This is a genomic window from Bacillus nitratireducens (assembly GCF_001884135.1).
GTDB classification, from domain to species: Bacteria; Bacillota; Bacilli; order Bacillales; family Bacillaceae_G; genus Bacillus_A; species Bacillus_A nitratireducens.
The window spans coordinates 113,011-125,092 of the sequence record NZ_MAOC01000051.1 but is presented as its reverse complement, the minus strand read 5'-3'; the positions used below and the strand labels follow the sequence as shown (position 1 = coordinate 125,092).

The 12,082-nt window shown below is 37.8% G+C and carries 12 protein-coding genes; all 12 read left to right on the top strand.

Going from position 1 to position 12,082, the window contains the following annotated elements:
* Nucleotides 1–125: 125 nt before the first annotated feature.
* The 12 genes from hrcA (at nt 126) to BAU23_RS16505 (ending at nt 12,014) form a co-directional block, all read left to right on the top strand.
* A complete protein-coding gene (gene hrcA / locus BAU23_RS16565) occupies nt 126–1,142 on the top strand; it encodes a heat-inducible transcriptional repressor HrcA (protein ID WP_000954960.1) in 1,017 nt (338 codons plus the stop codon).
* Nucleotides 1,143–1,256: 114 nt separating this feature from the next.
* Nucleotides 1,257–1,823: a nucleotide exchange factor GrpE gene (grpE, locus tag BAU23_RS16560; RefSeq protein WP_071734833.1), complete on the top strand. Its 567-nt coding sequence runs from the start codon at nt 1,257–1,259 to the stop codon at nt 1,821–1,823.
* A gap of 26 nt (nt 1,824–1,849) precedes the next feature.
* A complete protein-coding gene (dnaK, locus tag BAU23_RS16555; RefSeq protein ID WP_000034705.1) occupies nt 1,850–3,685 on the top strand; it encodes a chaperone protein DnaK in 1,836 nt (611 codons plus the stop codon).
* 193 nt (nt 3,686–3,878) lie between these two features.
* The gene (gene dnaJ / locus BAU23_RS16550; protein ID WP_000043943.1) at nt 3,879–4,982 is read left to right on the top strand and encodes a chaperone protein DnaJ; all 1,104 of its coding nucleotides are present in this window, start codon (nt 3,879–3,881) and stop codon (nt 4,980–4,982) included.
* Between the two features lie 28 nt (nt 4,983–5,010).
* Entirely contained in the window at nt 5,011–5,949 is a 939-nt protein-coding gene (gene prmA / locus BAU23_RS16545) for a 50S ribosomal protein L11 methyltransferase (RefSeq protein ID WP_000872116.1), read from the top strand.
* Between the two features lie 144 nt (nt 5,950–6,093).
* Complete coding sequence (locus BAU23_RS16540) at nt 6,094–6,843, top strand: 16S rRNA (uracil(1498)-N(3))-methyltransferase (protein WP_001190146.1); 750 nt, start codon at nt 6,094–6,096, stop codon at nt 6,841–6,843.
* A gap of 6 nt (nt 6,844–6,849) precedes the next feature.
* Nucleotides 6,850–8,202 (top strand): tRNA (N(6)-L-threonylcarbamoyladenosine(37)-C(2))-methylthiotransferase MtaB, encoded by a 1,353-nt coding sequence (gene mtaB / locus BAU23_RS16535; RefSeq protein WP_000246646.1) that lies wholly within the window; start codon nt 6,850–6,852, stop codon nt 8,200–8,202.
* A gap of 337 nt (nt 8,203–8,539) precedes the next feature.
* On the top strand, nt 8,540–8,713 hold the full coding sequence (rpsU, locus tag BAU23_RS16525; RefSeq protein WP_000048061.1) for a 30S ribosomal protein S21: 174 nt from the start codon (nt 8,540–8,542) through the stop codon (nt 8,711–8,713).
* A 15-nt stretch (nt 8,714–8,728) separates the two neighbouring features.
* Complete coding sequence (locus tag BAU23_RS16520) at nt 8,729–9,172, top strand: GatB/YqeY domain-containing protein (RefSeq protein WP_000054578.1); 444 nt, start codon at nt 8,729–8,731, stop codon at nt 9,170–9,172.
* A gap of 107 nt (nt 9,173–9,279) precedes the next feature.
* Nucleotides 9,280–9,573 (top strand): sporulation protein YqfC, encoded by a 294-nt coding sequence (gene yqfC, locus BAU23_RS16515; protein WP_000732268.1) that lies wholly within the window; start codon nt 9,280–9,282, stop codon nt 9,571–9,573.
* 278 nt (nt 9,574–9,851) lie between these two features.
* Complete coding sequence (yqfD, locus tag BAU23_RS16510) at nt 9,852–11,051, top strand: sporulation protein YqfD (protein ID WP_000792482.1); 1,200 nt, start codon at nt 9,852–9,854, stop codon at nt 11,049–11,051.
* A 3-nt stretch (nt 11,052–11,054) separates the two neighbouring features.
* The gene (locus tag BAU23_RS16505; RefSeq protein WP_000840505.1) at nt 11,055–12,014 is read left to right on the top strand and encodes a PhoH family protein; all 960 of its coding nucleotides are present in this window, start codon (nt 11,055–11,057) and stop codon (nt 12,012–12,014) included.
* Nucleotides 12,015–12,082: the final 68 nt, after the last annotated feature.

Sequence of the window (12,082 nt, the reverse complement as noted above, 5' to 3'; positions counted from 1 at the left end):
TCCATAAACGTGAAAAAGTTTCATTATTTCGTGACGTTTCCGTTGACAATTGAATGTCAATTTTGGTAAGTTATTAATAGATTTAGCACTCAAAGACAAAGAGTGCTAACAGAGGTGATGATGAGATGCTTACGGAACGTCAGCTCTTAATTTTACAAACAATTATTGATGACTTTATTGGATCAGCGCAGCCCGTTGGGTCTAGAACGTTGGCTAAAAAAGAGGAAATTACATTTAGTTCAGCTACTATTCGAAATGAAATGGCTGATTTAGAAGAATTAGGTTTTATTGAAAAAACGCATAGTTCTTCTGGACGTGTTCCTTCTGAGAAAGGATACCGATTTTATGTAGACCATCTTTTAGCACCACAAAACTTACCGAACGATGAGATTGTACAAATTAAAGATTTGTTTGCTGAAAGAATTTTTGAAGCAGAAAAAGTTGCACAGCAATCTGCTCAAATTTTATCAGAGCTTACGAACTATACGGCTATTGTTCTTGGGCCTAAGTTAAGCACAAATAAACTTAAAAACGTGCAAATTGTACCGCTTGATCGTCAAACAGCAGTCGCTATTATTGTAACGGATACAGGGCATGTACAAAGTAAAACGATTACCGTTCCGGAATCTGTTGATTTATCAGATTTAGAAAAAATGGTTAATATTTTAAATGAAAAGCTATCGGGTGTACCTATGTTGGAACTTCATAATAAGATCTTTAAAGAGATTGTTACAGTATTGCGTGGGTATGTTCATAATTACGATAGTGCAATAAAAATGTTAGATGGTACATTTCAAGTTCCTTTATCGGAAAAGATATACTTTGGAGGAAAAGCAAATATGCTTTCGCAACCAGAGTTCCATGACATTCAAAAAGTAAGGTCCTTGCTGACGATGATTGATAACGAAGCTGAGTTTTATGATATTTTGCGTCATAAACAAGTTGGTATTCAAGTGAAAATTGGTAGGGAAAATTCTTCAATAGCTATGGAAGATTGTAGTTTAATTTCTGCAACATATTCGATTGGAGAAGAGCAACTAGGAACAATTGCGATTTTAGGTCCGACGAGAATGCAATACTCTCGTGTAATTAGTTTGTTGCAGTTATTTACAAGACAATTTACAGACGGACTTAAAAAGTAAATGAGAGTAATACATTCGCTCAAGTGATGAAATTTTCATTGCTGTGTGTAATATATAATGCTTAGGTAATCATGTTATACATGATACCTAATACCTTTTAAGGAGGTGAAAATTGTGGAAGAGCGTAACGAACAAGTGGTAGAAGAAGTAAAAGAAGCGCAAGTTGAAGAAGCTGTCACGCCAGAAAACAGTGAAGAAACTGTAGAAGAAAAAAGTGAGGCTGCTCTTTTACAAGAAAAAGTAGACGAGTTACAAGCGAAACTAACGGAAACGGAAGGTCGCACATTACGTCTACAAGCTGATTTTGAAAATCATAAGCGCCGTGTCCAAATGGATAAACAGGCTGCTGAAAAATATAGAGCTCAAAGTTTAGTTTCAGATATTTTGCCAGCTCTTGATAATTTTGAAAGAGCGATGCAAGTGGAAACAATTGATGAGCAAACGAAATCCTTGTTACAAGGTATGGAAATGGTGCATCGTCAATTACTAGAAGCGTTGACTAAAGAAGGTGTTGAAGTGATTGAATCTGTTGGTAAACAGTTTGATCCTAATGAGCACCAAGCTATTATGCAAGTGGAAGACAGTGAATTTGAATCAAACGCGGTTGTGGAGGAATTCCAAAAAGGTTATAAACTAAAAGACCGTGTGATTCGCCCATCAATGGTAAAAGTAAATCAATAATTTACATAAAAGTAGGAGGAATCGCCATGAGTAAAATTATCGGTATTGACTTAGGTACAACGAACTCTTGTGTAGCTGTTATGGAAGGTGGAGAACCAAAGGTTATCCCAAATCCAGAAGGAAACCGTACAACACCTTCTGTTGTAGCTTTCAAAAATGAAGAGCGTCAAGTTGGGGAAGTTGCGAAACGTCAAGCAATTACAAACCCAAATACAATCATGTCTGTTAAACGTCATATGGGTACAGACTACAAAGTAGAAGTTGAAGGTAAAGATTATACACCTCAAGAAATTTCTGCAATCATTTTACAAAACTTAAAAGCTTCTGCTGAAGCGTACTTAGGTGAAACAGTAACGAAAGCTGTTATTACAGTACCTGCATACTTCAACGATGCAGAACGCCAAGCAACAAAAGATGCTGGTCGTATCGCTGGTTTAGAAGTTGAGCGTATCATTAACGAACCAACAGCAGCAGCACTTGCTTACGGTTTAGAAAAACAAGATGAAGAACAAAAAATTCTAGTATATGACTTAGGTGGCGGTACATTTGATGTATCTATCCTTGAGTTAGCAGACGGAACATTCGAAGTTATTTCAACTGCTGGTGACAACCGTCTTGGTGGAGACGACTTTGACCAAGTTGTTATCGATCATTTAGTAGCTGAATTCAAAAAAGAAAATAACATTGATTTAAGCCAAGATAAAATGGCACTTCAACGTCTGAAAGATGCAGCTGAAAAAGCTAAGAAAGACCTTTCAGGTGTAACACAAACACAAATTTCATTACCATTCATTAGTGCTGGAGCTGCTGGTCCATTACATTTAGAATTAACATTAACAAGAGCGAAATTCGAAGAGCTTTCAGCAGGTCTTGTTGAAAGAACGTTAGAGCCAACTCGTCGTGCATTAAAAGACGCTGGTTTTGCTCCAAGCGAATTAGATAAAGTTATCCTTGTTGGTGGTTCTACACGTATCCCAGCTGTACAAGAAGCAATTAAACGTGAAACTGGTAAAGAGCCATATAAAGGTGTAAACCCAGATGAAGTTGTAGCATTAGGTGCTGCAGTTCAAGGTGGCGTACTAACTGGTGATGTAGAAGGCGTTCTATTATTAGACGTAACTCCACTTTCTTTAGGTATCGAAACTATGGGTGGTGTGTTCACGAAACTAATCGAGCGTAACACTACAATTCCAACAAGTAAGTCACAAGTATTCTCAACAGCTGCTGATAACCAACCAGCAGTAGACATTCACGTACTACAAGGTGAGCGTCCAATGTCAGCTGACAACAAAACATTAGGTCGTTTCCAATTAACAGACCTTCCGCCAGCACCACGTGGTATTCCACAAATCGAAGTAACATTCGATATTGATGCGAACGGTATCGTTAACGTACGTGCAAAAGACTTAGGAACAAGCAAAGAGCAAACTATTACAATCCAATCTTCTTCAGGTCTTTCTGATGACGAAGTAGATCGTATGGTACAAGAAGCAGAAGCAAATGCTGACGCTGACCAAAAACGTAAGGAAGAAGTGGAACTTCGCAACGAAGCTGACCAACTTGTATTCCAAACGGATAAAGTTGTAAAAGATTTAGAAGGTAAAGTGGATGCGGCTGAAGTTGCAAAAGCAACAGAAGCGAAGGAAGCATTACAAGCTGCGATCGAGAAGAACGAGCTTGAGGAAATCCGTGCGAAAAAAGACGCTTTACAAGAAATCGTACAACAATTAACTGTTAAATTATACGAGCAAGCTCAAGCAGCTGCAGGGCAAGCAGAAGGTGCACAAGGAGCACAAGACGCTGGCGCGAAGAAAGACAATGTAGTAGACGCTGAGTTTGAAGAAGTAAAAGAAGATAAGTAATATAAATAAGTAAGATGACAAAAAGTCAAAGTCAAGCGTGCCTTGGCTTTGGCTTTTTTCATGAATGAGAAGAAAAGTGTGAGGTTCTTAAGTTTTTTACTTTGCATACTGTAAGTGAGGAAACTTTGTTGCAAAGCACTTTCTTTCGGTGTTAAAATTACGTTTATGTGAAAGATTCGGGGGTTGCAAATTTATGAGTAAACGAGACTATTACGAGGTCCTTGGACTTAGCAAGGGCGCTTCTAAAGATGAAATAAAAAAAGCCTATCGTCGTTTGGCTAAAAAGTACCATCCAGACGTAAGTAAAGAAGAAAATGCAATTGAAAAGTTTAAAGAAGTACAAGAAGCATACGAAGTATTAAGTGACGATCAAAAACGCGCACAGTATGATCAATTTGGTCACGCTGGTCCGAATCAAGGTTTCGGTGGAGGAGACTTCGGCGGTGGCTTCGGTTTCGAAGATATCTTTAGTTCATTCTTTGGCGGTGGTGGCGGCAGACGTCGTGATCCAAATGCTCCGCGTCAGGGTGCTGATTTACAATATCAAGTTACTTTAGAGTTTGAAGAAGCTATTTTTGGTAAAGAATTAAACGTTGAGATTCCAGTGGAAGACCCATGTGATACTTGTAAAGGTAGCGGGGCAAAGCCAGGAACTTCAAAAGAAACATGCAAACACTGTTCAGGATCAGGTCAAGTAAGTGTAGAACAAAATACACCGTTTGGTCGTATTGTTAACCGTCAAGCTTGTGGTCATTGTTCAGGAACTGGTCAAATGATTAAAGAGAAATGTACGACGTGTCACGGTTCTGGTAAAGTTCGTAAACGTAAAAAAATTAATGTTAAAATTCCAGCGGGTATCGATAATGGTCAACAAATTCGTGTATCTGGAAAAGGTGAAGCAGGCGTAAATGGTGGGCCGGCAGGAGATTTATATGTTGTTGTTCATGTAAGAAACCATGAATTCTTTGAGCGTGAAGGAGATCACATTATTTGCGAAATGCCATTAACATTTGCGCAAATGGCACTTGGTGCGGAAGTAGAAGTTCCTACTGTTCATGGCAAAGTGAAGCTGAAAATTCCAGCAGGAACACAAACAGGAACAGAATTCCGCTTAAAAGGAAAAGGTGCTCCGAACGTACGTGGATATGGTCAAGGAGATCAATATGTAGTCGTTCGTGTTGTTGTGCCGACGAAATTAACTTCACACCAAAAAGATTTATTGCGTGAATTTGCAGGGCAAGAAGAGCAAGATGATAGTTTGTTTGGAAAGCTTAAACGTGCTTTCAAAGGGGAATAATGGAAATAAAAAATGGAGTTGGTAAATTGTGAAATGGTCAGAAATTAGTATTCATACAACAGTAGAAGCAGTAGAAGCTGTCTCTCATATTTTACATGAAGCTGGTGCTAGTGGAGTTGCGATTGAGGATCCAGCGGAATTGACGAAAGAGCGCGAGCAACAATATGGTGAAATTTATGCATTGAATCCAGATGAATACCCGGCAGAGGGTGTATTAATAAAAGCATATTTCCCGCAAACGGATTCTTTACAGGAAACAATTGCAGGTGTAAAATCATCTATTGATGTGCTTCCATCTTACGACATCGAAATTGGTACTGGAGATATTACCATTAACGAAGTCAATGAAGAAGATTGGGCTACTGCTTGGAAAAAATATTACCATCCAGTACAAATTTCTGATACATTCACAATCGTACCGACGTGGGAAGAATATACACCATCTTCTCCAGAAGAAAAAATTATTGAATTAGATCCAGGTATGGCGTTTGGAACAGGAACTCATCCAACAACAACGATGTGTATTCGTGCTTTAGAAAAAACAGTTCAACCAGGTGATACTGTCATTGATGTTGGAACAGGTTCTGGTGTGCTTAGTATTGCAGCGGCAAAATTAGGTGCATCTTCTGTTCAAGCATATGATTTAGATCCAGTTGCAGTGGAAAGCGCAGAAATGAATGTGCGTTTAAATAAAACAGATGACGTTGTGTCTGTTGGACAAAATAGTCTATTAGAAGGTATTGAAGGTCCTGTTGATTTAATCGTAGCGAATTTATTAGCAGAAATTATTCTTCTATTCCCTGAAGATGCAGCAAGAGTTGTGAAGTCAGGCGGATTATTTATTACATCTGGTATTATTGCAGCGAAGGAAAAAGTGATTTCTGAGGCGCTAGAAAAAGCTGGATTTACAATTGAAGAAGTGTTACGAATGGAAGATTGGGTAGCAATTATTGCACGAAATGCGTAATATAGATTTTAGTTTATAATGAAAAGGGGAGTCTCTCACTATAAGGTGAGGGACTTGCCGTTTGTTATATGAAAAATGATAACGTTTCGTTCTTTTCGTAAGTGTTGACTTACGAAAGGAACGAAACTCTACTAAGGTGATTATATGCAACGTTATTTTGTAGAAGAAAAACATGTAAGTGAAACAAAGATTCGTATCGTAGGTGATGATGTACATCATATCGGAAGAGTGATGCGTATGTCAGCTGGTGACCACATTTATTGTTGTGTAAATGGTAAAACAGCAGAATGTTCGATTGCTGAAATTACCAGTGAATTTGTAGATACCGCTATTGTAGAATGGGTAGAGGCGTCGAGTGAACTTCCTGTGTTCGTGACGATTGCGAGTGGACTGCCGAAAGGAGACAAGCTTGAGTTAATTTTTCAAAAGGGAACTGAGCTTGGGGCAGCTGCATTTTTACCATTTCAAGCATCTCGATCTATTGTAAAATGGGATGCGAAAAAAGCTGATAAAAAAGTTGAGCGTTTAAAAAAAATTGTGAAAGAAGCTGCGGAACAATCGCATAGAAGCGAAATTCCAGAAGTACATGCTCCCGCATCGTTTAAGCAATTGCTTGCAATGAGTAACGAGTATGATGTATGTCTTGTTGCGTATGAAGAGGAAGCAAAGCAAGGTGAGAAATCTAATTTTGCAAAAGCTTTGGCGACGATTAAACCAGGTCAGAAGCTACTGATTGTATTTGGGCCAGAAGGCGGTTTAGCGGAGGAAGAGATTACTGCGCTTCGTGAACATAAATTTGTACCATGTAGTTTAGGACCGAGAATTTTAAGAACAGAAACGGCTCCGCTTTATGCGTTAAGTGCCGCTTCTTATCATTTTGAATTGATGGGGTGATAATCAATGGCAACTGTTGCGTTCCACACGTTAGGTTGTAAAGTGAACCACTATGAAACAGAAGCGATTTGGCAATTGTTTAAACAAGGTGGTTATGAAAGAACTGAATATGAAAAGAAATCCGATGTATATGTTATTAACACATGTACAGTAACAAATACTGGAGATAAGAAAAGCCGTCAAGTCATTAGACGTGCTGTACGTCAAAATCCAGATGCAGTAATATGTGTAACTGGATGTTATGCACAAACATCTCCAGCAGAAATCATGGCAATTCCAGGTGTAGATATTGTTGTTGGTACGCAGGATCGTGAGAAGATGTTAGGATACATCGAAGAATTCCGTAAAGAGCGCCAACCGATTAATGCTGTCCGCAACATTATGAAAACACGTGTATACGAAGAACTTGATGTGCCGTATTTCACGGATCGTACACGTGCATCTTTAAAAATACAAGAGGGTTGCAATAACTTCTGTACATTCTGTATAATTCCTTGGGCGCGTGGTTTAATGCGTTCTCGTGATGGGAAAGAAGTTATTAAACAAGCGCAGCAATTAGTAGATGCAGGTTATAAAGAAATCGTATTAACAGGTATTCATACAGGTGGATACGGTGAAGATATTAAAGATTATAACTTAGCTGGATTACTTCGTGATATGGAGGCGGAAGTAGGCGGATTAAAACGTCTTCGTATTTCTTCTATTGAAGCGAGTCAAATTTCGGATGAAGTAATTGAAGTATTAGATAAGTCAGAAGTAGTTGTACGCCACTTGCACATTCCGTTGCAATCAGGATCTAATACTGTGTTAAAACGTATGCGCCGTAAGTATACGATGGAATTCTTCCAAGAGCGTTTAGATCGTTTGAAAGAGGCGTTACCAGGCCTTGCGATTACATCAGACGTAATTGTTGGATTCCCAGGTGAAACAGAAGAAGAATTCATGGAAACATACAATTTCATTAAAGAGAATCGCTTCTCTGAGCTACACGTGTTCCCTTATTCAAAACGTACAGGAACACCTGCAGCGCGTATGGAAGATCAAGTTCCTGAAGATGTGAAGAACGATCGTGTTCACCGTCTAATTGAACTATCTAACCAATTAGCGAAAGAGTATGCGTCTCAGTTTGAAGGCGAAGTACTTGAAATCATTCCAGAAGAGCAATTTAAAGAGGGCGACCGTGAAGGGTTATATGTAGGTTATACAGATAACTACTTAAAAATTGTATTTGAAGGATCAGAAGACTTAATTGGTAAGCTGGTGAAAGTGAAAATTACGAAAGCTGGTTATCCATATAACGAAGCGCAGTTTGTTCGTGTTCTTGAAGATGATGTAAAAAAAGAATCGGCAAGCGCATAATAAAAAGCATGCAACCGAAAATGGTTTGCATGCTTTTTTCTTTCGTGGAGAAGTTAAGTATTGAAATGGAGTACCCGTTAAATAAGTGGTTATTTAGCAAATTTTGTATGGGGAAGTTTTCGTGATAAAAATATATTTTTTTTTAGTTGGGAGCGATAACGGCTGTTTACATAGATTTTTGGAAAAGGAAGAGCATCTATTCTTCTTTTATTCTGCCAAATAGTTGACCTGAAGTGATAAAATGTATTATAATCGTAAAAGACATGCTGAAGAAGTGTTTCTTTTTGCATGCTGAAGTTAGTATGTAAGTGTGATGTTTCGGAGGGAGGGAAAGAGAATGTCAAAAACAGTCGTTCGTAAAAACGAGTCTTTGGAGGATGCACTTCGCCGTTTTAAAAGATCGGTTTCTAAAACTGGTACACTTGCTGAAGCAAGAAAGCGCGAGTTTTATGAAAAGCCAAGTGTAAAACGTAAGAAGAAATCTGAAGCGGCAAGAAAGCGTAAGTTCTAAGAGAGGGTGTAAGTGATGAGTCTTCTCGGTCGTTTAAACGATGATATGAAACAAGCGATGAAGAATAAACAAAAAGAAAAATTAACCGTTATTCGTATGGTTAAGGCTGCTTTACAAAATGAAGGTATTAAACTGCAACATACTCTTACTGAAGAAGAGGAATTAACAGTTTTAGCTCGTGAAGTAAAACAGTATAAGGACTCCCTCCTTGAATTTAAAAAAGCTGGTCGTGAAGACCTTGTTGATAAACTGCAAAGTGAAATTCAGATTTTAAGCGCATATTTGCCGGAGCAATTAACAGAAGAAGAACTAGCGGATATAATTAAGCAAGTTATTTCTGAAGTTGGTGCTACATCTAAAGCAGATATGGGTAAGGTGATGACTGCTGTTATGCCGAAAGTAAAAGGTAAAACAGACGGATCACTTGTGAATAAGCTGGTTATCCAGCTATTAGCATAAAAAAGCGTCTCATTTCGTATGAGACGTTTTTTTATGCTTTTTTCAGTTTGGACGTGATATTACAAGCTCTTTTTTCATACATATGGGATGAGAGGGGGTCTTTTGAGATGAAAAAATTAGAACAAATGAAGAATTGGTTGACGAAGCAAATAGACCTGCCAGTGGATGTGCTAATGGATCTACCTCGGATTACGCTTGTTGGGCAAGTGCATATCTATATAGAAAATCATCGAGGCTTATTAGTATTTTCAGATAAAGAAGTAAGGTTGTTATTAAAACAAGGTCAACTATTAATTAAGGGGCAATCCTTTGTTATTAAAACAATCCTCCCGGAAGAACTTTTGCTTGAAGGGATTATCGAACAAGTGATGTTTTTAGAAAATGAAAAGAAAGAGGAGTGAGGGAAACTTCCGTTTGTGAAGTTTTTCTTCTTTATTTTAGTGATCTGACCTTAATATTCACTTTATCCCGCATTCACTGCGCGTGAAAGCTCGATGGGTGTGCGTTAATAATCAGTGGGTATGGACAAAACCTCCACTTATTAAACTTTCATCTTATGCATATGCCCGATTAGTGAGGAGAAAAACCTCACCGATTAAAGCTTCGATTAGTACGAGCTATTTGATGCTTAAAGTGAAAAGTGTTGTATCTACTTTTAGAAAGGTAGTGAAGGTAGTCGATGAAAAATAAATGGTTTATAAAATGGCTTGGGTATGTAAAAGTGCGAATTGAAGGTAGAGGAGCGGAACGCTTCGTTAACGAATGTGTACGTAGGAAATTATTAGTTTGGGATGTAAAGAAGATAGCGGATGAAACGTTAGTTTTTTGCATGTTATTACGAGATGTGAAAAAGATAAAACCAATTTATAGAAAGAATGAATGTAAATTATATTTTATTGGACGTTACGGTTTTCCATTTTGGAATAAGCGTTTAATTAAGAATAGTGGATTTTTAATTGGGTTTTTAATATTTTTTTTCGGAATGATTGCATTATCAAATATGGTTTGGAAAATTGAAATTACAGGAGCAAAACCTGAAACGGAATATATATTGATGAAAGAATTGGACAAAATGGGTATTAAAAAAGGGAAATTACAGTTTCAAATGCCTAGTGTAGAAGATGTTCAGCGGCATTTAACGGACAATATTAATGCGATTACTTGGGCGGGGTTAGAAATAAGAGGGACAACATATCATTTTAAGATTGTTGAAAAAAATGAACCGAAAAAAGAAAGTGAACAACAGCCACAAAACTTAGTAGCAAAAAAAGAAGGGATTATTACAAAAACATTTGTGGAAGTTGGGAAGCCTGTTGTTATGAAAAATGACCATGTAGAAAAGGGGCAACTTCTCGTCTCGGGGATGTATGGTAATGAGGAGGATCCGACAATTGTTTCGGCTAAAGGGATTGTATATGGAGAAACGTGGTACAAATCTGAGGTGGATGTTCCGTTAAAGACGCAATTTCAAGTGTATACTGGTAATTCATACAATGAATATTTTCTTAAATTTGGGAGTGCTAAAATAAAAATATGGGGATTTCAACAGGATGAGTATAAACGCTCTCGTACTGAAAGTGTAAAACATGATGTGAAATTATTTGGATTCACATTACCAGTTGCATATGAAAAAGATATTGTACGAGAAGAGGAAGAAGCGAACCGAGAATATACCGAAAAACAAGCAATGAAAGTAGCGAAAGAGATGGCAGAAAAAGAACTGAAGAAAAAATTGGATGAACATGCTATGATTGTAAGTGATAAGATTTTGAGTAAAGAGATTGAGGCGGATCACTTAAAGGTCACGTTACATTACACAGTGATTGAAAATATTGCAGAGCCGCAACCAATATCTGAATCCGATATTCAAGGAGACTGAGTGATGGCAGAACAATTAGTAGAAATGAACCAACAATTGGAAAATCCCAACGAGGCAATCGCTCTATTTGGGGTAAATGATGCTCATTTAAAAGTAATTGAACGAGAACTTAGTGTATCGATTATAACTAGAGGAGAGTCTGTTCGTGTATCTGGGGCAGATGAAGCTGTAGTGCTCGTAGAAAAAATCTTACAACAGCTACTTGTTGTTATCCGTAAAGGTGTATCAATTTCGGAAAGAGATGTTGCGTATGCAATTCAGCTTGGGAAACAAGGGAAAATTGCTCAATTCGAAGAGTTATATGAAGAGGAAATTTTTAAAACAGCAAAAGGTAAATCCATTCGTGTGAAAACGATGGGACAAAGAAGATATATTCATGCAATGAAAAAGAATGATGTTGTATTTGGGATAGGACCTGCTGGGACAGGGAAGACATATTTAGCTGTAGTAATGGCTGTGAGAGCTTTAAAGCAAGGGTATGTGAAGAAAATTATTTTAACAAGACCTGCTGTAGAGGCTGGAGAGAGTTTAGGCTTTTTACCAGGTGATTTGAAAGAAAAAGTAGATCCGTATTTACGTCCGTTGTATGATGCGTTGCACGATATTCTTGGGCAAGAATACACACAGCGTATGATGGAACGTGGTGTAATTGAAATTGCACCTCTTGCTTATATGAGAGGACGTACTCTTGATGATTCATTTGTTATATTAGATGAGGCACAGAATACAACTGGTGCTCAAATAAAAATGTTTTTAACACGATTAGGTTTTAGTTCTAAAATGGTTATTACGGGAGATCCCTCACAGGTAGATTTGCCAAAAGGGGTAAAATCAGGTCTTTCTATTGCTGCTAATATTTTATCTGGTGTATCAGGTCTTTCGTTCATAACACTGGAACAAACAGACGTTGTGAGACACCCATTAGTGCAACGTATTATTGAGGCATATGATAAAATGGAATGATCCTATTTGTCAGGGTCATTTCTTTTTGTATGATAAGGTTGGCGAATGACATATTTTTTACTATCATT

Bases quoted from the DNA above. Each gene is read 5' to 3' on its own strand.
- hrcA (WP_000954960.1), top strand. From the start codon at position 126: ATGCTTACGGAACGTCAGCTCTTAATTTTACAAACAATTATTGATGAC.
- dnaK (WP_000034705.1), top strand. From the start codon at position 1,850: ATGAGTAAAATTATCGGTATTGACTTAGGTACAACGAACTCTTGTGTA.
- dnaJ (WP_000043943.1), top strand. From the start codon at position 3,879: ATGAGTAAACGAGACTATTACGAGGTCCTTGGACTTAGCAAGGGCGCT.
- BAU23_RS16540 (WP_001190146.1), top strand. From the start codon at position 6,094: ATGCAACGTTATTTTGTAGAAGAAAAACATGTAAGTGAAACAAAGATT.
- mtaB (WP_000246646.1), top strand. From the start codon at position 6,850: ATGGCAACTGTTGCGTTCCACACGTTAGGTTGTAAAGTGAACCACTAT.
- rpsU (WP_000048061.1), top strand. From the start codon at position 8,540: ATGTCAAAAACAGTCGTTCGTAAAAACGAGTCTTTGGAGGATGCACTT.
- BAU23_RS16520 (WP_000054578.1), top strand. From the start codon at position 8,729: ATGAGTCTTCTCGGTCGTTTAAACGATGATATGAAACAAGCGATGAAG.
- yqfC (WP_000732268.1), top strand. From the start codon at position 9,280: ATGAAAAAATTAGAACAAATGAAGAATTGGTTGACGAAGCAAATAGAC.
- yqfD (WP_000792482.1), top strand. From the start codon at position 9,852: ATGAAAAATAAATGGTTTATAAAATGGCTTGGGTATGTAAAAGTGCGA.
- BAU23_RS16505 (WP_000840505.1), top strand. From the start codon at position 11,055: ATGGCAGAACAATTAGTAGAAATGAACCAACAATTGGAAAATCCCAAC.